21 protein-coding genes are annotated in these 26,033 nt (G+C 67.8%); 8 read left to right on the forward strand and 13 right to left on the reverse strand.

Annotated elements, in window-relative coordinates; genetic code table 11:
- Window positions 1–131 precede the first annotated feature (131 nt).
- Window positions 132–464, reverse strand: coding sequence for an iron donor protein CyaY (gene cyaY / locus AC1DYK_RS02040; RefSeq protein WP_478164731.1), 333 nt, complete (start codon window positions 462–464; stop codon window positions 132–134).
- Window positions 465–476: 12 nt separating this feature from the next.
- On the opposite strand from cyaY, the gene lptM reads away from it, so the two are divergent.
- Window positions 477–713, forward strand: coding sequence for an LPS translocon maturation chaperone LptM (gene lptM / locus AC1DYK_RS02045; RefSeq protein WP_478164732.1), 237 nt, complete (start codon window positions 477–479; stop codon window positions 711–713).
- Window positions 710–1,993 (forward strand): diaminopimelate decarboxylase, encoded by a 1,284-nt coding sequence (lysA, locus tag AC1DYK_RS02050; protein WP_478164733.1) that lies wholly within the window; start codon window positions 710–712, stop codon window positions 1,991–1,993. The genes lptM and lysA overlap by 4 nt, the downstream gene beginning before the upstream one ends.
- An 18-nt stretch (window positions 1,994–2,011) precedes the next feature.
- Here lysA and AC1DYK_RS02055 read toward each other — a convergent pair whose 3' ends face one another.
- The 5 genes from AC1DYK_RS02055 to AC1DYK_RS02075 all read right to left on the reverse strand — a co-directional run bounded on the left by AC1DYK_RS02055 (window position 2,012) and on the right by AC1DYK_RS02075 (window position 8,079).
- Complete coding sequence (locus AC1DYK_RS02055; RefSeq protein WP_478164734.1) at window positions 2,012–2,659, reverse strand: protein-methionine-sulfoxide reductase heme-binding subunit MsrQ; 648 nt, start codon at window positions 2,657–2,659, stop codon at window positions 2,012–2,014.
- A gap of 69 nt (window positions 2,660–2,728) precedes the next feature.
- Entirely contained in the window at window positions 2,729–3,727 is a 999-nt protein-coding gene (gene msrP / locus AC1DYK_RS02060; RefSeq protein WP_478164735.1) for a protein-methionine-sulfoxide reductase catalytic subunit MsrP, read from the reverse strand.
- 115 nt (window positions 3,728–3,842) lie between these two features.
- Window positions 3,843–5,159, reverse strand: a complete 1,317-nt coding sequence (ccsB, locus tag AC1DYK_RS02065) for a c-type cytochrome biogenesis protein CcsB (protein WP_478164736.1) — start codon at window positions 5,157–5,159, stop codon at window positions 3,843–3,845.
- On the reverse strand, window positions 5,156–7,297 hold the full coding sequence (locus AC1DYK_RS02070; protein ID WP_478164737.1) for a cytochrome c biogenesis protein ResB: 2,142 nt from the start codon (window positions 7,295–7,297) through the stop codon (window positions 5,156–5,158). The genes ccsB and AC1DYK_RS02070 overlap by 4 nt, the downstream gene beginning before the upstream one ends.
- Window positions 7,298–7,404: 107 nt before the next feature.
- Window positions 7,405–8,079, reverse strand: coding sequence for a c-type cytochrome (locus AC1DYK_RS02075; protein ID WP_478164738.1), 675 nt, complete (start codon window positions 8,077–8,079; stop codon window positions 7,405–7,407).
- A 71-nt stretch (window positions 8,080–8,150) separates the two neighbouring features.
- Here AC1DYK_RS02075 and yihA point away from each other — a divergent pair, with 71 nt between their 5' ends.
- Complete coding sequence (gene yihA / locus AC1DYK_RS02080) at window positions 8,151–8,894, forward strand: ribosome biogenesis GTP-binding protein YihA/YsxC (protein ID WP_478164739.1); 744 nt, start codon at window positions 8,151–8,153, stop codon at window positions 8,892–8,894.
- Between the two features lie 50 nt (window positions 8,895–8,944).
- Window positions 8,945–9,859 carry an alpha/beta fold hydrolase gene (locus tag AC1DYK_RS02085; protein ID WP_478164740.1) on the forward strand — a complete coding sequence of 305 codons (915 nt, stop codon included), beginning with the start codon at window positions 8,945–8,947 and terminating at the stop codon, window positions 9,857–9,859.
- Between the two features lie 126 nt (window positions 9,860–9,985).
- Here AC1DYK_RS02085 and AC1DYK_RS02090 read toward each other — a convergent pair whose 3' ends face one another.
- Both AC1DYK_RS02090 and AC1DYK_RS02095 read right to left on the reverse strand, forming a co-directional pair.
- Entirely contained in the window at window positions 9,986–10,870 is an 885-nt protein-coding gene (locus AC1DYK_RS02090) for a lysophospholipid acyltransferase family protein (RefSeq protein WP_478164741.1), read from the reverse strand.
- 82 nt (window positions 10,871–10,952) lie between these two features.
- Window positions 10,953–11,834 carry a lysophospholipid acyltransferase family protein gene (locus AC1DYK_RS02095; RefSeq protein ID WP_478164742.1) on the reverse strand — a complete coding sequence of 294 codons (882 nt, stop codon included), beginning with the start codon at window positions 11,832–11,834 and terminating at the stop codon, window positions 10,953–10,955.
- 181 nt (window positions 11,835–12,015) lie between these two features.
- Between AC1DYK_RS02095 and metK the strand changes: the two genes are divergently transcribed.
- Window positions 12,016–13,197, forward strand: a complete 1,182-nt coding sequence (gene metK, locus AC1DYK_RS02100) for a methionine adenosyltransferase (RefSeq protein WP_478088318.1) — start codon at window positions 12,016–12,018, stop codon at window positions 13,195–13,197.
- 87 nt (window positions 13,198–13,284) lie between these two features.
- On the opposite strand, the gene AC1DYK_RS02105 is transcribed toward metK, so the two are convergent.
- Window positions 13,285–13,914 carry a phosphoribosyltransferase gene (locus tag AC1DYK_RS02105; RefSeq protein WP_478164743.1) on the reverse strand — a complete coding sequence of 210 codons (630 nt, stop codon included), beginning with the start codon at window positions 13,912–13,914 and terminating at the stop codon, window positions 13,285–13,287.
- Window positions 13,915–13,937: 23 nt separating this feature from the next.
- On the reverse strand, window positions 13,938–16,058 hold the full coding sequence (locus tag AC1DYK_RS02110; protein ID WP_478164744.1) for a TonB-dependent receptor domain-containing protein: 2,121 nt from the start codon (window positions 16,056–16,058) through the stop codon (window positions 13,938–13,940).
- Between the two features lie 206 nt (window positions 16,059–16,264).
- On the opposite strand from AC1DYK_RS02110, the gene AC1DYK_RS02115 reads away from it, so the two are divergent.
- The 3 genes from AC1DYK_RS02115 to pgm are packed head-to-tail and all read left to right on the forward strand — an operon-like array spanning window position 16,265 to window position 20,232.
- Window positions 16,265–17,833 carry a phospholipase D family protein gene (locus AC1DYK_RS02115; RefSeq protein WP_478164745.1) on the forward strand — a complete coding sequence of 523 codons (1,569 nt, stop codon included), beginning with the start codon at window positions 16,265–16,267 and terminating at the stop codon, window positions 17,831–17,833.
- Window positions 17,834–17,842: 9 nt separating this feature from the next.
- Window positions 17,843–18,538, forward strand: a complete 696-nt coding sequence (locus AC1DYK_RS02120) for an HAD family hydrolase (RefSeq protein ID WP_478164746.1) — start codon at window positions 17,843–17,845, stop codon at window positions 18,536–18,538.
- Window positions 18,539–18,558: 20 nt separating this feature from the next.
- Entirely contained in the window at window positions 18,559–20,232 is a 1,674-nt protein-coding gene (pgm, locus tag AC1DYK_RS02125) for a phosphoglucomutase (alpha-D-glucose-1,6-bisphosphate-dependent) (RefSeq protein ID WP_478164747.1), read from the forward strand.
- On the opposite strand, the gene AC1DYK_RS02130 is transcribed toward pgm, so the two are convergent.
- From AC1DYK_RS02130 to AC1DYK_RS02140, 3 genes are all read right to left on the reverse strand, one after another.
- Window positions 20,229–21,554, reverse strand: a complete 1,326-nt coding sequence (locus AC1DYK_RS02130; protein WP_478164748.1) for a DUF5666 domain-containing protein — start codon at window positions 21,552–21,554, stop codon at window positions 20,229–20,231. The two genes, pgm and AC1DYK_RS02130, sit on opposite strands and share 4 nt — an antisense overlap.
- Window positions 21,551–22,372 carry a DUF6502 family protein gene (locus tag AC1DYK_RS02135; RefSeq protein ID WP_478164749.1) on the reverse strand — a complete coding sequence of 274 codons (822 nt, stop codon included), beginning with the start codon at window positions 22,370–22,372 and terminating at the stop codon, window positions 21,551–21,553. The genes AC1DYK_RS02130 and AC1DYK_RS02135 overlap by 4 nt, the downstream gene beginning before the upstream one ends.
- 201 nt (window positions 22,373–22,573) lie before the next feature.
- The gene (locus tag AC1DYK_RS02140; RefSeq protein WP_478164750.1) at window positions 22,574–26,005 is read right to left on the reverse strand and encodes a pilus assembly protein; all 3,432 of its coding nucleotides are present in this window, start codon (window positions 26,003–26,005) and stop codon (window positions 22,574–22,576) included.
- Window positions 26,006–26,033 lie beyond the last annotated feature (28 nt).

Consider the following 26,033-nt stretch of genomic DNA (forward strand, 5'->3'; position numbering starts at 1 on the left):
AGGTTGGGCTCACTGCGTGTAGCCCGCCCACCCCCTGCCGGGGGCAACACCGGCGGCCCGGCAAAGCCGGTTCCGCGGTGTTTCACCAACGGGCCGGGCTGCGCCGGCCGAGAGGGGACGGCGCGCGGCGCTCAGCCAGCGCTGAATTGGAGCGGCTGGCCGGCCTGCCGCGTGGCTTCGCGCGACAGGTTGCCGAAGAACTCCTCGCCGGTCTTGGTGTCGACCCAGGACTGGCCGTCGTGCCGGTAGTGGTAGCCGCCGGAGCGGGCCGCGAGCCAGATTTCCTGCAGCGGCTTTTGCAGGTTGATGATCAACTGGCTGCCGTTGCGGAACGTGATGGTGATCATCCCCCCGACGCGCTGGTTGTCGATATCGGCGTCGGTCGCGTCGTTGATGCGGTCGCAGCCGCGCTCGATCGCTGCCAGCGCAGATTCTGCGCGGTCCATGTACTCGGGGTCGGTCATTACAATTTCGCCATGTTGAATGTTCGCCAAATTCTAGTGAGCGCCGTTGGCCTCGCGCTCGTTGGGGTCGGCTTGACGGCCTGCGGTCAGAAGGGCGGGCTGTATCTGCCCACCGATCCGGTCGCCAAGGACCGCGCCACGCTGCCCGGCTTGCTGCTGCCCACCCCGCCCGCCTCCGCGGCCACCGACTCCCCCGCCGTCCCGCCGCCAGCGGCAGCCAGCAGTGCGCCCGCCGGAGCCACGAAGTGAACCACACGGTCGCAAGGCTTCCCGGCCACCCCCACATCGCGCACAAGGACGGCGTGCTGCAGATCGAGGGCCAGCCGCTGTCCGAACTCGCGCAGGCCTACGGCACCCCCCTCTTCGTCTACTCGAAGCAATGGATGCTGGACGCGCTGGCCGCCTACCAGCGCGGCTTCGAGGGCCGCGACGCCCTGGTCTGCTATGCCATCAAGGCCAATTCCTCGCTCGGCGTGCTGCGCGTCTTCGCCGAGGCCGGCTGCGGCTTCGACATCGTCTCGGGCGGCGAACTGGCGCGCGTGCTCGCGGCCGGCGCCGATCCGGCCAAGGTGATCTTCTCGGGCGTGGGCAAGACCCGCACCGAGATGCGCCAGGCGCTGGCGGCCGGCATCGGCTGCTTCAACGTCGAGAGCGAAGCCGAACTCGACGTGCTCAACACGGTTGCGCTCGAGGAAGGCCTCCGCGCGGCGGTCAGCATCCGCATCAATCCCAACGTCGACCCGAAGACGCATCCGTATATCTCGACCGGCCTCAAGGGCAACAAGTTCGGCGTGGCGCACGACCGCGCGGTCTCGATCTACCGGCACGCGGCTTCCCTGCAGGGCCTGCAGGTGGTCGGCATCGACTGCCACATCGGCTCCCAGATCACCGATGCCTCGCCCTACCTCGAGGCGCTCGAGCGCGTGCTCGACCTGGTCGAGGCGATCGAGGCGGCCGGCATCCCGCTGCACCACCTCGACTTCGGCGGCGGCCTGGGCATCGACTACAACGGCGATACCCCGCCGGCCGCCGATGCGCTCTGGCAGCAACTGCTCGCGCGCCTCGATGCGCGCGGCTTCGGTCGGCGCCGGCTGATCGTCGAGCCGGGACGCTCGCTGGTCGGCAACGCGGGTGTCTGCGTGACCGAGGTGCTCTACCTCAAGCCCGGCGAGGAAAAGAACTTCTGCATCGTCGATGCGGCCATGAACGACCTGCCGCGGCCGGCCATGTACCAGGCCTTCCACCAGATCGTTCCGCTGGCCGAGCGCCAGGCCGAGGCCATCACCTACGACGTGGTCGGCCCGGTCTGCGAAAGCGGCGACTGGATCGGCCGCGACCGCGTGCTTCGGGTGGCACCCGGCGATCGGCTCGCCGTGCTCTCCGCGGGCGCCTACTGCATGGCAATGGCGAGCAACTACAACACCCGCGGACGAGCCGCGGAAGTGCTGGTCAGCGGCACCCAGGCGACGCTGATCCGCCGCCGCGAGACGATCGAGGACCAGCTGCGCAGCGAGCAACCGGGCGCCTGAGCGGCAGGCGCCGCCGGATCACTTGCTGAGCTGGGTGCGCGCCGAAGCCATCGGCCGCGCCTGCTGCTTCCTGTTGCGCGCGAAGTTCCATGCGCGCCAGCCGAGCAGCAGCCCGACGATCGCGGCATACACGAACACTTCGGCGAAGTTGTTCTTGCCCGCGCGCATCCAGAAGAAGTGCAGCAAGCCCAGCCCGGCGATCACGTAGACCAACCTGTGCAGCGCCTGCCAGCGCTTCGCACCCAGCGCCTTGATGGCGCGGTTGAACGACGTGGCGGCCAGCGGCGTGAGCAGCACGAAGGCCGAGAAACCGACCAGGATGAACGGCCGCTTGGCGATGTCCTTGGCGATGTCGGCGAACTCGAAGCCCATGTCGAACCAGGCGTAGCTCAGCAGGTGCACCACCACGTAAAAATAGGCGAACAGCCCCAGCATGCGGCGAAAGCGCGCCAGCGCATTGACCTTGCCGATGACCCGCAGCGGTGTGACCGCCAGCACGATGCAGATGAAGCGCAAGGTCCAGTCGCCGGCCGAGCGGATCAGGTACTCGGCCGGATTGGCGCCGAGCCCATCGGTCAGCGCGCCGTAGAACAGCCAGGCGAAGGGCAGCAGGCACAGCACGAACACCAGCGGCTTGGCGCCCGGGTGCAGCAGCAGCTTGTTCATGGGTGTTTCTGATCAGTTGAGGACAGAGCAAAAACTGCTGCGCAGTTTCTTGGTCTGTCCCGCAAGGTCTCAATAATTCTTCTTCAGGTCCATGCCGGCGTACAGCTGGCCGACCTGCGCCTCGTAGCCGTTGAACATCTGGGTCTTGCTGCGCTTGGCGAACAGCCCGCTGCCGTCGCCGATGCGGCGCTCGGTCGCCTGACTCCAGCGCGGATGGTCGACGTTCGGGTTGACGTTGGAATAGAAGCCGTACTCCTGCGCCGCCGCCTTGTTCCAGGCGGTGCCGGGCTCCTTCTCGACGAAGCGGATCTTGACGATCGACTTGGCGCTCTTGAAGCCGTACTTCCAGGGCACGACGATGCGCACCGGCGCGCCGTTCTGGTTCGGCAGGACCTCGCCGTACATGCCGAAGGTCAGGAGCGTGAGCGGGTGCATCGCCTCATCCATGCGCAGTCCTTCTGCGTAGGGCCAGTCGAGCACGCGCGAGCCGACGAAAGGCATCGTCTTGGGGTCGGCCAGCGTCAGGAACTCGACGTACCTGGCATTGCCCTGCGGCTCGACCTTCCTGATGAGTTCGGACAGCGAATAGCCGACCCAGGGGATCACCATCGACCAGCCTTCGACGCAGCGCAGCCGGTAGATGCGCTCTTCCTGGGCGCTGAGCTTGATCAGGTCCTCGATGCCGTACTTGCCGGGCTTCTTGACCAGGCCCTCGACCTCGACCGTCCAGGGCCGGGTCTTGAGGCTGCCGGCGTTCTTCACCGGGTCGCCCTTGTCGGTGCCGAACTCGTAGAAGTTGTTGTAGCTGGTGGCGTCCTTGTAGTCGGTCAGCTTTTCCATGGTCTGGGCCCCGGGCACCGCCGATTTCGCGCCCGGCAAGGCGGCCAGCTTGCCCGGTGCCGTCGCCTGCGCCATGGCGTCGCGCGCGGCCCAGGAGGCCATGGCGACACCGGCTGCGCCGCCGGCCAGCCAGCGCAGCATGTCGCGCCGGCCTTCGTAGACGGCGCGGGGAGTGATCTCGCTCGAACGCGGGTGGATGAAGCCGTCGTCGCGGGAGTGAATCAACATGATGGAATGCCTTTCGCCTGAATCGTGTGTCAGGGTGAGTTCGTTGCCGACGCCGATCCGGTTACGCGCCCAGGGCGCCTGCGGATCATTTCACGAGCGAAAGACCGGCGTGCGCCTACAGGGTGCCGTAGCTGTGCAGCCCGCTCAGGAACATGTTGACGCCCAGGAACGCGAAGGTGGTCACGGCCAGCCCGGCCAACGCCCACCAGGCCGCCACGGTCCCGCGCAGGCCCTTCACCAGCCGCATGTGCAGCCAGGCCGCATAGTTGAGCCAGACGATCAGGGCCCAGGTTTCCTTCGGGTCCCAGCTCCAGTAGCCGCCCCAGGCATCGGCCGCCCAGAGCGCGCCCAGCACGGTCGCGATGGTGAAGAAGGCGAAGCCGACCGTGATCGACTTGTACATCACGTCGTCCAGCACCTCGTTGGCGGGCAGCCGCGCCGCGATGCGCTTGCGGCCCATCAGGATGCCCGCCGCGATCAGCGCCGAGATCGCCGCGTAGCCGACCCAGTAGCTGCCGCCGGCCTCCTGCACCCGCTGGCGGAACGCCACCGGCACGAAGCACAGGGCCACGCCCAACAGCCAGATCGGCGTCAGCTTGTACCAGCGGGTCTCGTCGGCCTGCTCCTTGATCAGGTAGGCGAAAGCGACCATGGCCGCCAGCGAGAAGGTGCCGTAGCCGATGAAGTTGGCCGGCACGTGCAGCTTCATCCACCAGCTCTGGAGCGCCGGCACCAGCGGCTGGATCTCGTGGGCGTCGCGCACCAGCGTGTACCAGAGCAGGAAGCCCACCGCGGCACTGACCACCAGCATCACGAAGGCGCCCAGCGCGCGCGTGCGGTAGCGCCATTCGAAATACAGGTAGAAGGCGGCCGTGAGCCAGCAGAAGAGGACGAACACCTCGTACAGGTTGCTGACGGGGATGTGGCCGATGTCCGGGCCGAGCTGGTGGCTCTCGTACCAGCGCACCATGGTGCCGATCAGCGCCATCGTGACCGCGGCCCAGGCCAGGCGCGAGCCGATCAGGTCCATGGCGTCGCCCTGCTTGCCGCCGAAGAAGCCGATCCAGTAGAACAGCGTGCTCATGAAGAACAGCACGCTCATCCAGAGGATGGCCGACTGGCTCGACAGGAAGTACTTGAGCCAGAAGACGCTGTCGGCGCGTGCCAGGTCGCCCTGGTAGGAGACGATGGCCAGCAGCGCGGCCGCGGCGACCACGATCGCGAGCACCCGCAGCGGCCGCCAGAACCAGCCGAGCCAGATCGCGGCCGGTACGGTCGCCACCAGGATCGTCTTCTCGTAGTAGTCCATCGCCCCGTGGTAGCGCGAGAACGCGAACAAGGCGCCGGCCACCGTCAGCAGCGCGAACACCCAGTCGAAAGGATTGCGGCGCGAGAGCCAGCTGTCGTTGAGCGTGAGCGTGGTGGTGGTCATGACGCGGTGTCTTTCCTGATGGCGAGCAGCTTGTGCTTCAAGTGCTCGAATTCGCGATCGCTGTCGATGGTCTTGCGGTTGACCGAGAAGGCCAGGGTCGCCGCCGTGCCGCGGGGGTCGTCGCCGTCTTTCGCGAGCCACACCCACAGCCTGCGCTCGCGCACGTACAGCATCGCAAAAATGCCCACGATCAGCAACAGGCAGCCCAGATAGACGATGTTCTTGCCGGGCGCACGGGCGACCTGGAACACGCTGGCCTGCACCTGCTTGAAGTCACTCATCATCATCGCGACCGGGGCCGGATAGAAATGCGCATCGCTGATCGCCAGCACCGCCTGCGTGAGATAGAGCTGCGATTTCTCGTCCGGCGGCATCGCGGCCAGGCCGGCCTTCTCGCGGCTTACGTTGAGCACCTCGAACAGCACGTCGTTGAGGATCCGCACCAGCACCGCGGCGGCGCGCTCGCGCTCGGCCTCGGGCACGTTGGCCTCCATGAACTCGGCCACCGCCTGCCAGCCGCCGGCGCTCACCGCATCGGCCTTGGCCCGCTCGGTGCCCGCGAACAGGGCCAGAGCACGCGCGGCGGACCCGCGCAGCTGGGCCGCGAGCTCGGGCCGCTTCGGGTCGGCGGCGCGCGCGATGTAGCGGTCGAGGGCGCGGGCGCGCACGTCGGCATCGGCCAGGGCGGCGCGCATGCGCACGAAACCGTCCATCGAGCCCTGCTCGTCGGCCGGCACGCGCAGGTAGCGGAACGGATCCTCGGGCCGCTCGCGCACGCCGAGCAGGAACACCGGCTGGCCGTCGCCGGTGTCCACCGGCACCATGTAGTTCTGGAACTCGCGCGCCTGCCCCGAGGCATCGCGCAGCTTGTAGCCGATGCTGGGCCCGATGTTTCGCAGCACCTTGGGCTTGTTGGTCTTGTTGGCGGCGCCCAGACGCGACTCGAGGTCGTGCCGCAGGTCGACCTTGCGGACATCGGCCCCGCTGGTCATGGCGCCGCCGTTGCCGTCGGCGAAGTTCTCGACATTGATGACCCGCAGCGCCACCAGCTCCAGGGTGAGCCGGTCGCTGCCGTTGGTGATCTCGCTGCTGCCGCCGATGGTGCCGTCGATCTCGAAGGGCTTGGCCGCCGCGGCCATCGGCACCGCCTTCAGCTTCACGCTGGAGCCGCCGTCGTCGAAACTCGACTGGTAGATCTCGACGCCCTTGTAGCTGGCGGGGTGATTGACCTCGATGCGCTTGGGGAACTGCTCGCCGGTCGCGCGGTCGTGCAGCACGACCTCGCTCGCGAACAGCTTGGGCATGCCGGTCGAGTAGTACTCGACGATGAACTTCTTGAGTTCGATCGAGAAGGGCAGGTCCTGCAGCAGCACGCCGTCGGACTGGTTCAGGATGGCGACGCTCGATTGCGCGCCCTCGGGCACCAGGATGTTGCCGCGGAAGGTCGGGTTGCGCGGCGACAGGCGGTGCTCCGGCGCCACATCGGCGATCAGGCCGCCGCCGGTGTAGACGCTCTTGCCGTTGAACCAGGTCTGGGCCCGCACCACCAGGTCGCCATCGAGCAGCCCGCCGATGCACACCAGCACGATCGCGCTGTGGGCCGCGATGTAGCCGAGCTTGTGGGCACCACCCGCACGGGCGGCAACCATCCAGCCATCGCCCTCGCGGTGCTGCAGCTTGACCTTCCAGCCGCCGCCCGCGAGCAGCTGGCCGATGCGGTTGGCCGCCGTGTCGGGCGTTTCGGCGAGCACGGCCTGGGCCCGCTGGCCGAAGGCTTTCAGGCTCTGCGCCCGGATGTTTTCCTTGTAGGTCTTCAGGTCCCTGAAGATATGCGGCGTGTTGCGCGCAATGCACAGCGAGGTGCTGATCACCAGGAACAGGAGGATCAGCAGGAACCACCAGGCGCTGTAGATCGCGTCGAGCTTCGCGGCGTGGAACACCTCGGCCCAGAAGGGTCCGAACTGGTTGACGTAGTTGCCGAAGGGTTCGTGCTGCTTGAGCACGGTGCCGATGATCGATGCGATGCAGATGATGGTCAGCAGCGCGATCGCGAAGCGCATCGACGAGAACAGCTCCACGGCCGCGCGGACCACTTGGGGTCCGCGACGGACTCGAAGGCCGTGGGTGGAGACAGACATGGAGGCGACGCGTGAAAAGCAAAAAAGGCGGGCCGTCCTGCTGGATCGGCCCGCCTTGTTAGGAGTTTGTTATCGGCGGTTGGTTCAGAAGAAAGCGGAACCGGGGTTCAACGCAGGCCGGCGATGTAGTCTGCCACCGCCGCGATTTCCTTGTTGCTGAGCTTGGCGGCAACCCCAGTCATCACGGGCGAATTCAGGCGACCGCCTTCGCGGAACATGTTGAGCTGCTGCACCGTGTAGTCGGCGTGCTGGCCGCCCAGGCGCGGGTACTGCGCGGGGATGCCGGCGCCGTTCGGGCTGTGGCAGCCGGCGCAGGCGGGAATCTGGCGGTCGGCGGCGCCGCCACGGAAGATGCGCTCACCCAGGGCAACCGTGTCCTTGTCCTTGGCGAAGCCGGGCTTGATCTTCTTCGAGCCCACGAACCAGGCGATGTTGCGCATGTCCTCGTCCGACAGCGCTGCCGCCATCGGCTTCATGATCGCGCTCTTGCGCTTGCCGGACTTGAAGTCCTGCAGCTGCTTGAGGATGTACTCGGGGTGCTGCTGCGCCAGCTTGGGGTTCGCCGCGATCGCCGAGTTGCCGTCCGCGTTGTGGCACGAGGCGCAGCTCTGGCTGTTGGCCGGCGTGGCATTGAAGACCGTGTCGCCCTTGGCGGGGTCGGGCTTCGGAGCCTTCGCAGGCGCCTCGGCAGCCGGCTTTGAGGCGTGCTCGTCAGCGGCGAAGCTGGCATTGGCGGCGATGCCCAACAGGGCTGCAAGCAGAAAATGGGCAAACAACTTCATATCGGGGGCTTGGGATTTATGGCGCAAAACCCGGCGATTCTACAATGGCGCCCCGTTACGAAAGCTCATCGATGACCACCCCGCCGCGGAAGCCCGCCGTCAGCTACTCCCGCACGGCGACCGCCGCCGACCCCGAAGCCGCCGAACGCGCCCGCGTGGCGCGCGGCTGGCTGCACACCGCCCACTTCCTCACGAGTGCTCCGCAACTCGAGCATCTGCCGCCCTTCGAGCTGCCGGAAATCGCCTTCGTCGGCCGTTCGAATGCCGGCAAGTCGACGGCCATCAACACGCTCACGCAGCAGCATCGGCTGGCCTTCGCGTCGAAGACGCCCGGCCGCACGCAGCACATCAACCTGTTCGGCGTCGGCAAGCAGAAGGTCGACGACGCGGTGCTGGCCGACCTCCCGGGCTATGGCTACGCGGCCGTGCCGAAAGAAGCCAAGCTGCGCTGGCAGCGGGTGATGGGCAACTACCTGATGACGCGCGAGAACCTGCGCGGCGTGGTGTTGATGTGCGACCCGCGCCACGGCCTCACCGAGCTCGACGACATCCTGCTCGAAGTGATCCGGCCGCGGGTCGAGGAAGGGCTCAAGTTCCTGGTGCTCCTGACCAAGTCGGACAAGCTCACGCGTTCGGACGGCGCCAAGGCACTGTCGATTGCGCGACTGCAGGCTGGCGGCGGCGAGGTCAAACTGTTCTCGGCGCTGAAGCAGCAAGGCGTGGACGAGGCGGCCGAGCTGCTGTGGCGCTGGGCGCATCCCGAGGGCGGGCAGCCCCCACCCCCCGAGCAAACACCCATCGACGAGCAGCCCTGAGCACTGCGCAGGCGCCTCCTCGCCGCATGGACACACGAAGGAGACCGCCTGTGATCGAGACTTTCGCCCGTACGCTGCCGAACGGCACCACCCTGAGCTGCCGCGCGGCCGGCGCCGCCGGGCGCCCGTTGATGGTGTTCCTGCACGGCTTTCCCGAAGCCGCATTCATCTGGGACGAACTGCTCGAACACTTCGCCGCGCCCGAACACGGCGGCTTCCGCTGTGTGGCGCCGAACCTGCGCGGCTTCGAGAAATCCAGCGCGCCCGCCGAGGTCTCGGCCTACCGCGCCCACCTGCTGGTGCAGGACGTCGCCGAACTGGCGGCCAGCGAGAACCCGACCGGCCGCATCGAGACGCTGGTGGCGCACGACTGGGGCGGCGCCTTCGGCTGGAGCTTCGGCAACCGGCACGGCGACAGGCTGGGCCGGCTGGTGATCATCAATTCGCCGCACCCCGGGACCTTCGCGCGCGAACTGCAGCACAGCCCGGCGCAGCAGGCGGCCAGCGCCTACATGAACTTTCTCGCCCGGCCGGATGCCGAGGCGTTGCTGGCGGCCGACGACTACCGTCGCATGTGGCCCTTCTTCCTGGGGATGAAGGCCGGGCCCGACGGCTTCGGCTGGCTCACCGACAAGGTCAAGGACCAGTACCGCGAGGTCTGGAACGCCGGCCTCACGGGTGCGTGCAACCTCTATCGCGTCACGCCGCTGAAGCCGGCCATGCCGGGGCAGCCGGCGCCCGCGATGCCGGAACTTCCCCGCGACAAGCTGACCGTCGCGGCACCCACGCTGGTGCTGTGGGCGCTCGACGACAAGGCGCTGCTGCCCGGGCTGCTGGAAGGCCTGGAGGACTATGTGCCGAAGCTCGAAATCACCCGGATGCCGGGCGCCACGCACTGGGTGGTGCATGAGCAGCCGGCGTTCGTCGCATCGGAAATCGAATCATTCCTCGAGCGCACCCGCTGACGTTCGCACGGCCGCGCAGCCAGGCCCGTTGGTGAAACACCGCGGAACCGGCTTCGCCGGGCCGCCGGTGTTGCCCCCGGCGAGGGGGTGGGCGGCTACACGAAGTGAGCCAACCTGGGGGAGGACCTAGTACACCGGGTCTTCGCCCTCGGGGCGGGTCTTGAACCGGCGATGCACCCAGTAGTACTGCGAAGGCATGGTGTCGATGTAGCCCTGCAGGCGCTGGTTCATCAGGGCGGTGTCGGCCACCGCGTCGTCGCTCGGGAAATCCTTCCAGGCCGGCAGCACCTCGATCTCGTAGCCGTCGCGGGTGAGCTTCGAGATCACGGGCACCACCTTGGCCCGGCCCAGCCGCGCGAAGCGCGACAGCGAGGGCACGGTGGCCGCCTGCACGCCATAGAAGGGCACGAACACGGTCTGGTCGCGGCCGAAATCCATGTCCGGCAGCAGGTACAGCAGGCCGCCCTTGCGCAGCCCCGCGACGATCGGCTTGATGCCGTCGACCCGGTTCAGCGTGATCACGTTGCCGAAGCGCTTGCGGCCCTCGCTGATCCACTCGTCCACCATCGGATCGCGCTGGGTGGTGTAGATGGTGGTCGAGGGGCGGTCCGTGTGCATGGTCAGCGCCGTGGCCGCCGCATCCAGGCCGTAGAAATGCGGCGCGAACAGGATCATCGGCTCGTGACCATGGGCGATCTCCTCGATCATCTCGGCCGCGCCATGCACCTTGAGCCGCCGGGTCACCACCGCTTCCGGTGCATGCCACAGCCAGCTGCGGTCGAGCCAGGACTGGGCCACGTAGACGAAGGTCTCGCGCGCCATGCGGTGCCGCTCGGCCGGCGATTTGCCGGGGAAGCACAGCGCGAGGTTGGTGTCGACCACGCGCCGCCGCGGCACCGCGAGCACGTGCAGCACGCGCCCGAGCACGGCGCCGAAGCCGCGCACCAGCGGGAACGGCACATGCGCCAAAGCGCGCATGAAGCGGATGCCGAGCCGGGATGTCAGGCTCATGTCGACCCCCACGCTCGGCACTTCGTGTCCTCGCTGCCCCCCGAGGGGGCGCGAGCTTGCTTGGGGCGGCCCGGCGCTGCGCTCATGGCGCCGCCTCCGCCGCCGCGGCCTCGGCGCGCGGCTGCTTGTAGCGGGCGTAATCCCAGACGTACTGGCCGGGCAGGCTGCGGATCAGCTTCTCGATGCCCTCGTTCATCGCGGTGGCGGCGGCCTCGGGCGTGGCCTTGGGGTCGCTCATCGCGGTGCCGTCGAAAGGCACGAAGCGGATCGCGTAGCCGGCGCCGCGGGGCAGGCGCTCGCAGACGCCGAGGAAGACGCGGGCCCCGGTCTGCTGCGCGAGGCGCGGCAACAGGGTCATCGTGTAGGCCGGCCGGCCGAGGAAGGGCGCCCAGACGCCCTGCCCCAGCGGCGGCACCTGGTCCGGCAGCAGTCCGGTATAGCCGCCGCTGCGCAGCGTGCGGATCAGGCCGCGCACACCGGCCACCGTGGTCGGCAGCGTCCGCAGGCCGGGGCGGTCCCGCGAACCGGCGATCAGGTCGGCCATGAACTTCTTGCGCGCCGGCCGGAACAGCGCCGTGATCGGGCCGTAGGCCTCGAAGAAGCGCTCGCCCACCGCCTGGCCGAAGGTTTCCCAGCTGCCGAGGTGCGGCGAGACCAGGATCACGCCCTTGCGCTCGGCCAGCGCGGCCTCGAAGGCCTCGATGCCGTCCCAGCGCACGATACGCGGCAGCAGGCTTTCACCGCGCGGGCGGGCCCAGACCCACGGCAGCTCGCCGACCATCGCGCCGGCCGCGGCGATCGCCGGGCGGTACTGCGCCGGCGTGAAGCCCGCCGCCTCGGCGTTTTCCTTGAAGCGGCGGCGGTAATCCGGCGCGAACCACCAGACCAGCCAGCCCAGCCAGCCGCCGATCGCGTGCATGACGGGCAGCGGAACACGGGCGAGCAAACGGAACAAGGCAATCATCAAAACATGGGGATGGAAAGGACGCGCGCGCAGGTTACAGCGCGGCTCGAATAGAATGCGAATTGTCGCTGAGTTATGGAACTACTTGCAGAGCGACGTTAAACAACACTGCTAAAGCGTTCGCCAAGGCTCCCAGACGGGTTGGCAACGCGCCAATTGACCTGCTACGGAGCTTCACTACATGGCGAACGATTTTCTCTTCACTTCCGAATCCGTTTCCGAAGGCCATCCCGACAAGGTGGCCGACCAGATCTCGGACGCAATCCTCGACGCGATCTTCGAGCAGGACCCGCGCTCCCGCGTGGCCGCCGAGACCCTGACCAATACCGGTCTGGTGGTGCTGGCGGGCGAAATCACGACCAACGCGCACGTCGACTACATCCAGGTGGCGCGCGACACCATCAAGCGCATCGGCTACGACAACACCGACTACGGCATCGACTACAAGGGCTGCGCCGTGATGGTCTGCTACGACAAGCAGTCCAACGACATCGCGCAGGGCGTCGACCACGCCAGCGACGACCACCTGAACACCGGCGCCGGCGATCAGGGCCTGATGTTCGGCTACGCCTGCGACGAGACGCCCGAGCTGATGCCCGCGCCGATCTACTACGCGCACCGGCTGGTCGAGCGCCAGGCGCAGCTGCGCAAGGACGGCCGCCTGCCCTTCCTGCGCCCGGACGCCAAGAGCCAGGTCACGATGCGCTACGTCGACGGCAAGCCGCACAGCATCGACACCGTGGTGCTCTCGACCCAGCACCATCCCGACCAGAGCGAGACGCCGACCAAGATGAAGGCCTCGTTCAACGAAGCCATCATCGAGGAGATCATCAAGCCGGTGCTGCCCAAGGAGTGGCTCAAGGACACCCGCTACCTGATCAACCCGACCGGCCGCTTCGTCATCGGCGGCCCGCAGGGCGACTGCGGGCTCACCGGCCGCAAGATCATCGTCGACACCTACGGCGGCGCCTGCCCGCACGGCGGCGGCGCCTTCTCGGGCAAGGACCCGAGCAAGGTCGACCGCTCGGCCGCCTATGCCGCGCGCTACGTGGCCAAGAACATCGTGGCCGCGGGCCTCGCGCGCCAGTGCCAGATCCAGGTGGCCTATGCGATCGGCGTCGCCAAGCCGATGAACGTCACGGTCTACACCGAAGGCACGGGCGTGATCCCCGACGCGCAGATCGCCGCCCTGATCCAGGAGCATTTCGACCTGCGTCCGAAGGGCATCATCCAGATGCTCGACCTGCTGCGCCCGATCTACGCCAAGACCGCGGCCTACGGCCACTTCGGCCGCGAGGAGCCGGAGTTCACGTGGGAGAGCACGGCCAACGCCTCGAAGCTGCGCGCAGCCGCGGGGTTGTAGGCCTTCAGGCCGGCGCCGGGCCGCCCCAAGGCGGCCTGCGCCCCCTCGGGGGCAGCGAGTACACGACGTGAGGGAGCGTGGGGGCTCTCAGTTCTCGGCCAGCAGCCGGCAGACCTCCTCGTCGGAGGTCTGGCCGAAGTCCTGGTACCAGAGTCCGACCGCGCGGAAGTGCTCGGGCGTGAAAACGCTCACCACCTCGTCGGCCACGCTGGCTACACTCTGGACCGCCTCGCGCGAAGCCACAGGCACCGCGACCACGATGCGCTGCGGCCGGCCCGCGCGCGCCGCCATCACGGCGGCGCGCATCGTGGCGCCGGTCGCCAGGCCATCATCGACCAGCAGCAGCACCCGCCCGCCCAGCACCAGCGGCGGGCGCTCGCCCCGATAGAGCCGCTCGCGGCGCACCAGCTCGGCCTGCTCGCGCGCGACCACGGCCTCGACCTCCGCTGCGGATACCGGCCAGGCAAGCGGCGAATCGTCCATGAAGCGCACACCGCCGGAAGCGATCGCGCCCATGGCGTACTCCTCCTGGCCCGGGTAGCCGAGCTTGCGCACGACCAGCACGTCCAGCGGCGCGCCCAGGGCGTGCGCGATCTCCCACGCCACCGGCACACCGCCGCGCGGCAGCCCGAGCACCAGCAGGCCTGGCTGGCCGCGCCAGCCGGCCAGCACTGCGGCGAGCTTGCGCCCCGCATCGCGTCGATCCTTGAATTCCATTTGCCACTCCTGCGGCCCGTGAATCAGAAACGATACGCCGCACTCATGCCGATCGTCCAGTTGCGCCCCGGTGCCGGTTCGTAGTAACGGGCATTGCCTTCGTTGACGATCACCGAGCCGACGTATTGCCGGTCGAACAGGTTGTCGATGCGCGCGAAGGCGTTCAGGTCCCAGCGCTGCCACTGCATGAGATAGCCGGCGAACAGGGCGACCACCGCGTAGCCCGGCACGCTCACCGTGTTGCGGTCGTTGGCCTCGATGCTGGCGAGCGCGCGCAGTTCGGTGCCGGCACGCCAGCCCTGGGGCGGCACCCAGCCGAACGAGGCGAACAACGATTGCGGGGCGATGCCGGGAATCCGGTTGCCTCCCGGGACGATGCCGGCCGCCGTGCAGGGCACGGTCGCGCAGAAGGTGTCGCTGTAGCGCGCGTCGAGCCAGGTGTAGGCCAGTTGCGTGCGCCAGTTGTTCTCGCTCTCGTGCTGCCAGGCGAGTTCGAAGCCGTCGCGCGTGGTCCGGCCGGCGTTCCGGAAGGTGGCCCTGCCGCCGACGTTGGTGGCGGTCACGATCTCGTCGCTCGTGCGGGTCTTGAACAGCGCTGCCGTCAGCAGGCCGCCGGCCAGCCGCGCCTTGGCGCCGACCTCGACACTGTCGTTGACGGCCGGCTGCAGCGCGAAGTTGAGCCCGCCCAGCCCGTCGGGACGGTACGAAAGCTCGTTCAGGGTCGGCGTCTCGAAGCCGCGGCCCACCGAGGTATAGAGCGCGAGGTCGCGCGTCGCCTGGTAGCGCAGCGACGCCACCGGCAGCGTCTCGGCATAGCGCGCGCTGCCGCTGTCGTCGCGGTTCGCGCCCACGATGTAGTGGTCCTGCGAATCGAAATCGACCGTGCTGCGGCGCACGCCGGCCTCGAGCGTCCATTGGTCCGCGAAGCGCCAGGTGCCCTGCACATAGGGGTCGAGGTTGTAGACCTCGTTGGTCTCGTTGCGCCGCAGCCGCCCCTGCACGCCCAGCAGCAGAGGCTTCGCGGCCGGACCCAGGAAGTTCTCGTAGCCCGTGCGGTGCTCGCGCAGCTTGTTGTACTCCAGCCCGGCCACCAGTTCGAAGGGCCGGTCGGCCAGTTGCATCTGCGAGATCCAGCGCAGGTCGGCGCCGCCGAAATCACGCGCCAGCCCGATCACGCCGCCGGCGCTGGTCGGGCTCAGCTGCGCCGAGGGCGGGATGGCCTGGTACTGCGAGGTCTTTCGCTCGCCGCCGTAGACCAGCATGCGCAGCGCGTTGTCGGCATCGAGGCGGCGTTCGTACAGCAGCCCGGCCTGCGTCTGGTCGACGCTCTTGCGGGTGTCGTACTGCGTCGCGATCGCTGCACTGCGCCGGTTCAGCGCGTACTGATCGGCCGTGAGCCCGAGCGGGTCCTGCGCATTCAGATGCACGCTGTTGGCGATCAGCGTCAGCCGGCTGCCGTCGTCGAGCGTGAAGCCCATCTTGCCGTTGACGATGCCGCGCTCGGCCGCGCTGTGGTCGCGATAACCGTCGGTTTCGAAATGGCCGGCGCTCAGCAGATAGTCGACCGCGCCGGAGGACCCGCTGGCCTTGAGACCGGTGCGCGTCGTGCCGAAGCTGGCCGCGGCCATCGCGAAGCCCAGCTTCGGCGGCCCCTCGCCGGTCTCGGTGAAGGATTGCACCACGCCGCCCGAGGAGTTCCCGTAGAGCGCCGAGAAGGGCCCTCGCAGCACCTCGACGTGGTCGACCGAGCCGATGTCGATGTTGGAAGTCTGGCCCTGGCCGTCCGGCAGGGTGGCCGGGATGCCGTCGACGTACAGGCGCACGCCGCGCACACCGAAGGTGGAGCGGGCGCCGAAGCCGCGGATCGAGATCTGCAGGTCCTGCGCGTAGTTCTGCCGGTTCTGGATCTGCAGTCCGGGCACGCCGCTCAGGCTTTCCGACAGGTTCACGCCGAGCCGGTTGTCGCGCATGTCCGCGCCTTCCACCCGGTCGACCGAACCGGCGACGTCGAAGAGCGGCGTCGGACCGGCCGGCGTGGACACCGTGATCTCCCCCAGCGTCGGTGTGCTCCCGGTGTCCTGGGCCCGGACCATGGACGAGGTGGCGAGCAACAGGCAGGCGGAAGCAACGGCGGAGAATTTCATCGCCGCGATTCTGCAGCGCGCCGCGGCGCCGTTGGCGAAGGGCAACACCCTATGGCGCCCAGAGCCGGCGCGGGCCCCGGAGCGTCGAAACGCGCCGGCAGGCGCGCACCGGGAGCCACCCGGTGTCGGCCGGCCCGGCTACGATCCGCAGGCCGTTCATCCGGGCGGCGCCCTTTTCTTCCGGTCGCTCCGCGCGCTCCCGTCCCATGCTCCGTTGCCTGGCTCTCGTCCTCGCCTGCCTGCTCTCGGCCTGCGCCGGACTGCCGCCCGTTCCAGCGACGCCGTACGTCCCGGCCATCCCGGCCTCGCCCGCCACCGAACTGGGCCGGCTTGCCGCCCTCTTCGACGCCCGGCCCGACGGCCTGTCGGGTACGCGTGTGCTGGCGCAGGGCGCGTTCGCGCTGGACGCCCGGCTCGAACTCATGCGGCGCGCACAGTCCTCGCTCGACCTGCAGTACTACCTGCTGGGCAACGACAAGACCGGCAAGCTGATCCTGCGCGAATTGCGCGACGCCGCCCGGCGCGGCGTGCGCGTGCGCCTGCTGCTGGACGACTTCTACACGACCAGGCTGGACCCGCTGCTGCTCGGCCTGGCCGCCACCCCGAACGTGGAGATCCGGCTGTTCAACCCCTTCGTGGCCGGCCGCGACCATTCGGCCACCCGCTGGATGAGCTTCGCGGCCGACTTCCGCCGGCTCAACCACCGGATGCACAACAAGCTCTTCGTCGCCGACGGCGCCTTCGCGATCGCCGGCGGGCGCAACCTGGCGGACGAGTACTTCCTGCGCAGCGACGGCCCCAACTTCATCGACCTCGACATGCTGATGGCCGGCCCGGTCGTGACCGAACTCCAGACCATCTTCGACAACTACTGGAACAGCGAGGTGGTCTGGCCGCTCGAGGCCATCGTGCCGCCCCTCGAATCGCCCGCTTCGCTGCAGGCGAACTTCGAGCGGCTGACCTCGCGCAAAGTCGCGCCGCTGCCCCCGGCTCCGCCCGCGACCGACATGTTCGGCGATCCGCGGCTCGGCATCCTGATCGACCGGGGCCGGCTCGAGCTGATCCCGGCGCGCGCCAACGCGGTGGCGGACTCGCCGAACAAGGCGCTGCGCCCGGAGGACGACGCCGCCGCCAGGGAACGCCGGCCGCCCACCGTCGCCGAGCGCATGCGCGTACAGCTCGACCAGGCGCGCTCCGACGTCGACATCGTGTCGCCCTACTTCCTGCCCGGCGAAGCGGGCATGGCGCAGATCGCCCGGCTGCGCGCCCGCGACGTCCGCATGAGCGTCGCCACCAATTCGCTGGCCGACACCGACGAACCGCTGGTCAACATCAACTACAACGACTACCGGGTCGAGATGCTCCGGCTGGGCGTGCGGCTCTACGAAGTCAGCTCGGAGCAGATCAAGCGCAGCCTGAACCTGCGCAAGGTGTTCCGCCAGTCGCGCGGGCGGCTGCACGCCAAGCTGGCGCTGATCGACCGCGAATGGTCCCTGATCGGCTCGTTGAATTTCGATCCCCGCTCGGCCCACATCAACACCGAGCTGGGCGTGCGGTTCGAGAGCTTCGAAGTGGCGCACCGCCTGCTCGATGCCTTCCAGGTCGACAATGTCGAAAGCGCCTACGAGCTGCGGCTGAAGCCCGGCAGCGACCAGATCCAGTGGGTGAGCACCGATGGCGAGAACGTGGTGCACGACGAGGAGCCCGACGCCAACGTGCTGGTGCGGCTCAAGCTGCTGCTTTTCTCGTGGTTCGTTCCGAGCGACTTGCTCTAGGAGGCCCCGATGCAGGACATCGTTTTCTTGCTCGACGTCGACAACACGCTGTTCGACAACGATGGCCTGGTCGACGACCTGCGACGCCGCCTGGCCGACAACTTCGGCAACGCCCGGGCCGAGCGCTACTGGACCTTCTTCGAGGCGCTGTTCAGCGAGCTGGGCTACGCCGACTATCTGGGCGCGCTGCAGCGCTTTCGCCTGCTAGAACTCGGCGACGACGACATGAGCGACCCGCGGCTGCTGCAGATGTCGGCCTTCCTGATCGACTACCCGTTCGCCGACCGCCTCTTTGCGGGTGCACTGGGCGTCGTCGAGCACCTGCAGCGCTTCGGCGTCCCGGTGATCCTCTCGGACGGGGACGCGGTGTTCCAGCCACGCAAGGTGCAGCGCTCGGGGCTCTGGCAGGCCGTCGACGGCCGGGTGCTGATCTACATCCACAAGGAGCTGATGCTCGACGCGGTGCAGCAGCGCTTCCCGGCGCGCCACTACGTGATGGTGGACGACAAGCTGCGCATCCTCTCGGCGATGAAGGCCGCCCTGGGCGAGCGCCTCACCACCGTCTTTCCACGCCAGGGCCACTACGCGCTCGATCCGCGGGTCATCGGCGCCTATCCCCCGCCGGACATCACGCTGGCGCGCATCGCCGACCTGCGCGACCTGCCCCCGGCCACCTGGCAGGGCTCGACCCGGCCCACTCCCTGAATCGCCACACAGGAGCCTCCATGGCCTCACGCATCAGCCCCCTCGCCGGCCAGCCGGCGCCCCCCGACGCCCTCACCGACATCGACGCGCTGCTCGCGGCGTACCACGCCGAGCGGCCCGATCCCACCGTGGCGGCCGAGCGCGTGGCCTTCGGCACCTCGGGCCATCGCGGCTGCGCCTTCGACCGCTCCTTCAACGAGTGGCACGTGCTCGCCATCACCCAGGCGATCTGCGACCATCGCCGGGCGCAGGGCATCGACGGCCCGCTCTACCTCGGCATCGACACGCACGCGCTGTCCGCGCCCGCGGCGGCCAGCGCGCTCGAGGTGCTGGCCGCGAACGGCGTCGAGGTAATGCTGGCCAGCGGCGACGAATACACGCCGACGCCGGCCCTGTCGCACGCGATCCTCACGTACAACCGCGGGCGCACGCGCGGGCTGGCCGACGGCATCGTCGTCACGCCCTCGCACAACCCGCCGCGCGATGGCGGCTTCAAGTACAACCCGCCCAACGGCGGGCCGGCCGGCACGGACATCACGGGCCCGGTGCAGGACGCGGCCAATCGCTTCATCGAGAAAGGACTCGAGGGCGTCCGGCGGATGCCGCACGAGAAGGCCTTGCAGGCCGCGACCACCCACCGCCACGACTTCCTGGCCGCCTATGTGGGCGACCTGGGCAGCGTGATCGACATGGATTCGATCCGGGCGTCGGGCGTGCGCATGGGCGTCGACCCGCTCGGCGGCGCCGGCGTCCACTACTGGGGCGCGATCGCCGAACGCTACCGGATCGACCTCGCCGTGGTCAGCGACGCCGTCGATCCTCGCTTCAGCTTCATGACGCTCGACTGGGACGGCCAGATCCGCATGGACCCGTCGTCGACCTACGCGATGCAGCGCCTGCTCGACATCAGGGACCGCTACGACGTCGGCTTCGCCTGCGACACCGACCACGACCGCCACGGCATCGTCACCCGCAGCGCCGGCCTGCTGCAGCCCAACCACTACCTGTCGGTCGCGATCGACTACCTGTTCCAGCACCGTCCTCAATGGGGCGCCGGGGCGGCCGTGGGCAAGACGGTGGTGTCCACGCGGCTCATCGACGCGCTTGCGCAAAGGCTCGGCCGCCGCCTCTTCGAAGTGCCGGTCGGCTTCAAGTGGTTCGCCGACGGCCTGCTGGACGCCTCGCTCGGCTTCGTCGGGGAAGAAAGCGCGGGCGCCACCTTCCTGCGCCGCGACGGCACGGTCTGGACCACCGACAAGGACGGCATCACTGCGGCACTGCTCTCGGCCGAGATCACCGCCCGCACCGGCCGCGACCCCGGTGCGCTCTATGTCGAGCTGGCGAACGAATTCGGCCATCCGGTCGCCAGCCGGATCGACGCGCCCGCCAGCCTGCAGCAGAAGAAACAGCTGGCGGCGCTCGCGCCGCAGCAGCTGCGCGCCACCGAACTGGCCGGCGAGCCGATCGACACCGTCCTGAGCCACGCGCCCGGCAACGGCGGCGCGATCGGCGGCATCAAGGTGATCGCGAAGAATGGCTGGTTCGCGGCCCGCCCCTCGGGCACCGAGGAGATCTACAAGATCTACGGCGAGAGCTTCCGCGGTGCCGAGCACCTGGAGCGGATCCTCGCCGAGGCGCAGACCATCGTCGACGCGGCGATCTCCCCTGCGGGCCAGGGCCTGAACAGGCCCTAGTCGAAACTGACCTGGCTGGCGATCAGCGCGCCGTTCACCACCTGCGCGCCCAGCACGGTGACCTTCGCGCCGTTGGCCAGGCCGACTTGCGCGCCGTTGACGAACACGACGCCGGGGCCGCTGGCGTCCACCCGTTGCCCGCGCACGCGGAAGTTCGCCGGAGAAGCAAAGTTGCCCACCGCGCCGATGAGCGTGTAGGACGGCAGTGCGCCGCCGCCGGGGATGTGCACGATCTTGAGCTTCGCTGCGACCAGCACGCCATCGACGAAGGTCCCGCCGACCACCACCTTGACCCCGTTGGCGATCTTGGCGGCGGCGCCGCCGGTGATCTGGGCCGCCGAGGCGTCGATGGTCGTCCCCAAGAGCTGGAACGAACCCAGCCCCGTGTAGTTTTCGATCACGCCTTCAAGCTGGACCGGCGTGCCGCCCACCTTGGGGATCGCATACCAGCTCTCCACCAGCGTGGCATTGAGCACGCCGGCTGCAGCCTGGGTGTCGGCCCGGACCCGCACGAGGGCGCCGTTTGCCAGCGTGCCGGCATCGATGCCGGCGGCGAAACCTGCCGAACCGTAGGCGATGCTCAGGCTGCCCAATGCGAAGGTGCCTCTGGCCGTGTCCAGCTGCTCCACGGTGCCCGTGACGACGGGGGCATTCACGGTGGCTTGCTCCACGCGTGTCGCGCGCAGCACGCCAGGGCGCGTCGGCAGGCCCCAGACCTGTACCGTCGTGCCGGCGGCCAGGCCGGCCAGTCCTGGCACATCGGCCCAGACGGTGGTCTCGTCGACGCTCACCGTCGTGCCCAGGACCACGAAGCTGCCGTCGGCCGGATCGATGGCGGAGACCGCGCCGCGCAGTTCCACCGCGGAGATCACCTGCCTGGCAACGCCATTCGCAAAGGCGGCGTCGACCGGACCCGTGACCTTGGCGGTCATCCCGATCTGCAGCGCCGCGGCATCCGACAGGCTCACCACGGCCTGGTCGATGTCGTAGCGCAGGCCATTGACGATGATGCTGCCCATGCCATCGACTGAGCCGACGCTGGTGGCGGCATCGGCGGTGCCGATGCCGGTGCCGCCCGACCCGACGCCGGAGTTGTCCCCACCCGAGGCCGTGCTCGTCGATCCCCCGGTGGACGCTGATCCGCCTGTGGCGCCGGTGCTGTCGCCCCCCGTATCGCCGCTCGATGGCACGGCAGCGGACGCGCCGGCCGCTCCCTGGGCCGAGGAGGCGCCGCCCACCGGACTGCCGCCCCCGCCGCCGCACGACAGAAGCAGCGCCAGCAACAGCGGCGTCAGGCTGGCGAGCCAGGGTCTGGTCTTCATGATTTGCTCTCGGTTGCGCCCGGTGGGTCCGTGGCGTCTTCGTAATAGGTGTAGATGCCGACGCGGATCCGGCCCGATGCGGCCGGGCCCGCCGCCTCGACAGCGCGCGTCATCTGCGCGGTCAGCTCATGATGCAGCCCGCTCCAGCGCTGCCGGACGATCTCGTGAATGGCTTCGCAATCCTGCATCGTCACGCCGCCTGCATACACCGCACGCTCGAGCAGCGGCGGCCGATTCCCCTGGATGTTGGAGACCGCCGCGAGCAGGTGATCGCGGGAGTTGTCGCCGAGGAATGCGAGCATCGACTGCAGGTCCGCCGAAGGCACGAAGCCCTCGGCCTTGAGTTCGACGTATCCGTCGTGCTCGGTCACCATGTTGAGCCGAACCAGCTCGTCCAGGATCGCTCGATGGTGCACGTTGCCGCGGCTGCCCTGCCAGGCCAGTTTTTCAAACGACTGGATGTCGCCGTTGCCGACGATCGGCACCCGCCGATCTTCGGGCCTGTCGGAAACAAGCTGCAGCCACGTCGTGAATGTCTTGGCGGCCGCCGACACGTCGGTGCTCGCGAGATGATCGCTTGGCTCCCGGACCTTGGCCGTGACCGCCTTGCGGTTCAGGCCCGTGGCGACCGAGAGCTGGCTGATGTTGGGCTCTTTCACGCCCTCGGCCCGCCACAGGCGGCGCGCCTCGTCCAGCAGGAGGTCGCGCAGCAGCTCTTCGAGGTGAGGGTGCTTGAGCCCCATCGCCAGCGCGAGCCTGACCACCGGACGCAGGATGCGTGCGCAGGCGGCTTGGACCCAGGCGAGTTGGTTTTCCATGGCGGGTGATCGGGACGTGCTGTTCGGTCGAGCCCTGTCGAGCGGGCGCTAATGTAACAAAGGCGCGATCATGCCTCCAAATCCGGCCGGGCCGGGCCGAACGGTCCCGTCAACGTCAAGCGACTCGACCTGCTGGCGGTCGATTCGGGTTGACGGCATCGGCCACCGTCCAGGCACCGGTGGTGATCGGCGTCGAGTCGGTCAGCTGTCGATCTTCTGGCTGCGATAGACCGGCTTGCGATCAGGTTTGACCTTGGGAACGATCTTGTTCGGAGACAAGACGGTGGGACCTGTGCATCCGATGCAGAACGGCACGGTCTTTCCATCGATGGACACCAGTCCGCCCACGGGCGAGGGTGGAATGCCCTCGGAGCTGAACGTGTCCGGCACGTATTGCCCATCCGCGTTCGGCGAGATCACGCCCGTCTGGAAATCCACCTTGTAGGCCCGCCCGGTACCCATCGAGCACTTGCCGGTGCTCGACTTGGCCTGGAACGTGCTGAAGTAGGTCTGGCCGCCGATGGTCAGTGGCGTGGTCACGACTTGCTCGAACGGCGTGCTCGTGGTGGACAGATTCCTGTACCAACCATTCGGCGCCAAGCTCGTCGGTTCGACAGGCGTGGTAACGCTGGTCACGTTCGTCAATTTGTTGGCGGTGGCCAGCTCGGCATCAGTCCCGGCGCCGTTCACGACCGCGGGGGTGTTGGCCACCGCCGAGCCACTCGCGTCGAGCGCGCCAACCTTGGTGATGTCGTCCCGAATGCCGTAGAAGCGGTTGTTGACCGATGCGGCGCTGCCCGAGGGCAGGGGCTTTTCCCGGTCGCCCGTGCCGACCAGAACGCTGGCCTGCGTGCCGAGCATGACGACACTCGGTGCGTACATGAACTTGCGCCGCTCCGAGGCCGTGCTCCAGTCACTCACCGTCGCGATCTTGTTGATCGGCCAGTCTTCGACGCTGCTGTAGCCCGTGAAACCGCTGTTCGGGTTGGTGGTGTTGATGCGCCAGATATTGCCGCGCGTGTCCACCGCGTAAAGCAGGTCGATGATGCCGTCATTGTTGGCGTCGACTGCCGTCATGTCGGCGACGAATCGGCCTGCCGTCGAACCCGGATCGAAGAATCGATAGTTGGCCGTTTTGCCGTTTGCTGCGTCCATCACAAAAATGCCGCGCCCTTGCGTGACGCCGTCGCAGGCGTTGGCAGCGCCGTCCTCGCAGTTGTCGTAGCCGGCACCGAAGGCGACCAGCGTGGTGGTTGCCGTTCCGATCTTCGCGCGGATGGCGACCGGCGTGGACCAAGTCTGGCCCAGGCTGCTATCGTCGGTGAACTTCCACATCAGCGTCGGTTGATTGACGCCAGTGCCAGGCTTTTTCGTTGCATCGAACGCATAGACCGCGCGCCCGCCGCGGCGCATGGTCGGATAGATCCACAGCTTGCTCAGTGCGCCGCCGGTCACTTCCTGGTAGCCGCCGATGGAGCCGTCGAAGAAGTAGGTCTTCGGCGCGGCGCCGGGGACCGTCACTCCGGGATAGCTGATGACCGGAGTGTTCGAATGCACCCGATCCAGCAGATTCCAGTGTTCCGGCGCAATGAAGGCCCAGAGCTCGTTGCCGGCGCCGGGGCCGGTCTGGTTGCCGCTGACTGCGTGCAACATGCCGTCGCCGGCACCATAAAACACCACGACGTCGTTCGTGCTGCCCGAGCCGTAGTTCACCGCGAGGGGCCGCGAATGAACCACTTCGCCGTGCACCGTCGGCCGAGTGGTGGGCCCCGGAGCTGTCGCGGTCGCGTAAGTCGTGGTGACCAGCGTGCCGGTCGAGTCGACGGTACTGTTGCCGTCGCCGACATTCTCGCCCCGTGCCCATTGGACCAAGGTCGCGCTGGTGGTGCCTTGGCTCAGGCTCGTGCTGGGGATCGTCACGTTCGTCGTGTTGAAGTCGACCACGGAACCGCAGGCGATGGTTGTGCAAGTCCGGATGTTGCGGGCGGCATGCCCGAGTTTGCGCAGCTGCTGAGCGCTGCCTCCCCGTTCGACGATCGGACCGTCGGGCGCATCGGAGTACTTGTTGAAATCGGCGTAAGTCGCGTCGTCTCCGCAACTCGACTCAGTCCCGGTCACGCTCTGCCAATACGTGTCGCTGTCGGTCGTCCAGTAGCTCTTCGCGCAATTCCGGATGAAGCCGCTTCCCGAGTCGACGGCTTGCTTGCCAACGGAGTCGGCGAGGAAGAGCGCGTTGTCCTGGAGCGCGAACTGGTACTGCTTCATGTTGCCGGCCCAGCGCTGATAGGCCTTTTCGTGCGGCCGGAAAACGCCCATGAACACCTGGTTCAGGAAGGTGCCCTGGGCATTCACGCTCACCGGCAGCGAGGCGGACGCAAACACGCTGTTGACCGACGCGATCTGCATCAAAGTTTCCTTCAGCGCGTTGATCAGCGCCATCAGGTCGCCACCCACGGAATAGTAGCCTCCGGCGTCGTTTCCAGGGAGACTGCCTTGGCCGACCGCCGCGATGGTCTGAAGCAGCTTCGCCTGCTTGGCGTCCTGCGATTTGTTGTAGACGTCGATCGTGAAGGTCTGGACCCTCTGCTGGCCGTCGATCGGGCTCACGTCGGTCCTGAAGAGGAATCTGGCCCACTCGTCGGCGAAGCGGACATCGGACTTCTGATTGCTGAGAAATGGCACCGGGTAGATCTGCGGGCCCGGGTCATAGGTGAGCCGCGACATCAGCTTGTTCGTGGGAGGCGAGGCATTCGCATCGGTGCCGTATTCATATGAGGCAGGAAACCCATTGCCGATCAGGATGATGTAGTTCTTGCCACAGCTGTTCTCGCTGTTGATCGGGCTCTTGTAGGTCGTCTTCAATTCGGGTTTGGGGTCGATGAAGGCATTGGGGTCCTCCAGGGGGGTCGCCGTGCTGTAGCGTATGGGACCGAACCCCGTTGCGCCCATCGGCGATCCGGCCGTACCGGAGCCGGAAACGATAAGGTTCGGCCGCGACCAGCCGCCGAAATACTTGAAGGCCTCGTAGAAGCCAGCCCCGTAGTCGGCCGAGCCGTTAGTTTTGAAATCCGGTCCCTGGAAGTTGGAGGCGATGTTGTCCAGCCCGGCGATGATCGACTTCGCCACGTCGGTTTTTTCCGCGCACTGCGCTGCCATCGACTTGACTTCGTGCCGGATATAGCCTGGCCTGGCACTGGGGCTGTCTACCGAGCTGACGCCGTTGTTGAACATCATCAGGCCGGCATTGATGTTCAGCGCTTTGTCGGCTGGCTGGCTGCACACGAGTTGGTTGAGCACGAGTTTCAGCGCGCGAACTTCTACCAGCCCTTGCTCCAGGGGGTCCAGTTTCCCGGCGCAGGCAACTTTCGAGTTGCAGAAGATTTCGTAAACATAACTCTGGCAGGTCGTCTGCGCCGAGCCGCTGTATTTGTCGCATTTCGCGAGGACATCGGAGTACGCCCATGCTTGGGACTGGGCCGCCCAGTTCGAGGTGTTGTCGAGATAGAAGAGAACATTGGGCGCTGACGCGCTCCCGCCGCTCACATACAGGTCGATGTCTTCGGCAGCAGCCCGCGAATGCAGCACGAGGGCGGCGAGGATCGCCAGGACAAGTCGGAAGGCAAGGGTGTTCATCGGTGACCTTTTTTTCTGGCTATCGCGA

The sequence above is a fragment of the Variovorax sp. P2_H12 genome (assembly GCF_056403395.1).

Bases quoted from the DNA above. Each gene is read 5' to 3' on its own strand.
- lptM (WP_478164732.1), top strand. From the start codon at position 477: ATGTTGAATGTTCGCCAAATTCTAGTGAGCGCCGTTGGCCTCGCGCTC.
- AC1DYK_RS02055 (WP_478164734.1), bottom strand. From the start codon at position 2,659: ATGAACAAGCTGCTGCTGCACCCGGGCGCCAAGCCGCTGGTGTTCGTG.
- msrP (WP_478164735.1), bottom strand. From the start codon at position 3,727: ATGTTGATTCACTCCCGCGACGACGGCTTCATCCACCCGCGTTCGAGC.
- AC1DYK_RS02120 (WP_478164746.1), top strand. From the start codon at position 17,843: ATGCAGGACATCGTTTTCTTGCTCGACGTCGACAACACGCTGTTCGAC.
- AC1DYK_RS02090 (WP_478164741.1), bottom strand. From the start codon at position 10,870: ATGAGCCTGACATCCCGGCTCGGCATCCGCTTCATGCGCGCTTTGGCG.
- AC1DYK_RS02095 (WP_478164742.1), bottom strand. From the start codon at position 11,834: ATGATTGCCTTGTTCCGTTTGCTCGCCCGTGTTCCGCTGCCCGTCATG.
- pgm (WP_478164747.1), top strand. From the start codon at position 18,559: ATGGCCTCACGCATCAGCCCCCTCGCCGGCCAGCCGGCGCCCCCCGAC.
- AC1DYK_RS02115 (WP_478164745.1), top strand. From the start codon at position 16,265: ATGCTCCGTTGCCTGGCTCTCGTCCTCGCCTGCCTGCTCTCGGCCTGC.
- AC1DYK_RS02075 (WP_478164738.1), bottom strand. From the start codon at position 8,079: ATGAAGTTGTTTGCCCATTTTCTGCTTGCAGCCCTGTTGGGCATCGCC.
- AC1DYK_RS02135 (WP_478164749.1), bottom strand. From the start codon at position 22,372: ATGGAAAACCAACTCGCCTGGGTCCAAGCCGCCTGCGCACGCATCCTG.
- AC1DYK_RS02110 (WP_478164744.1), bottom strand. From the start codon at position 16,058: ATGAAATTCTCCGCCGTTGCTTCCGCCTGCCTGTTGCTCGCCACCTCG.
- AC1DYK_RS02130 (WP_478164748.1), bottom strand. From the start codon at position 21,554: ATGAAGACCAGACCCTGGCTCGCCAGCCTGACGCCGCTGTTGCTGGCG.
- metK (WP_478088318.1), top strand. From the start codon at position 12,016: ATGGCGAACGATTTTCTCTTCACTTCCGAATCCGTTTCCGAAGGCCAT.
- AC1DYK_RS02105 (WP_478164743.1), bottom strand. From the start codon at position 13,914: ATGGAATTCAAGGATCGACGCGATGCGGGGCGCAAGCTCGCCGCAGTG.
- AC1DYK_RS02140 (WP_478164750.1), bottom strand. From the start codon at position 26,005: ATGAACACCCTTGCCTTCCGACTTGTCCTGGCGATCCTCGCCGCCCTC.
- ccsB (WP_478164736.1), bottom strand. From the start codon at position 5,159: ATGACCACCACCACGCTCACGCTCAACGACAGCTGGCTCTCGCGCCGC.
- yihA (WP_478164739.1), top strand. From the start codon at position 8,151: ATGACCACCCCGCCGCGGAAGCCCGCCGTCAGCTACTCCCGCACGGCG.
- AC1DYK_RS02070 (WP_478164737.1), bottom strand. From the start codon at position 7,297: ATGTCTGTCTCCACCCACGGCCTTCGAGTCCGTCGCGGACCCCAAGTG.
- cyaY (WP_478164731.1), bottom strand. From the start codon at position 464: ATGACCGACCCCGAGTACATGGACCGCGCAGAATCTGCGCTGGCAGCG.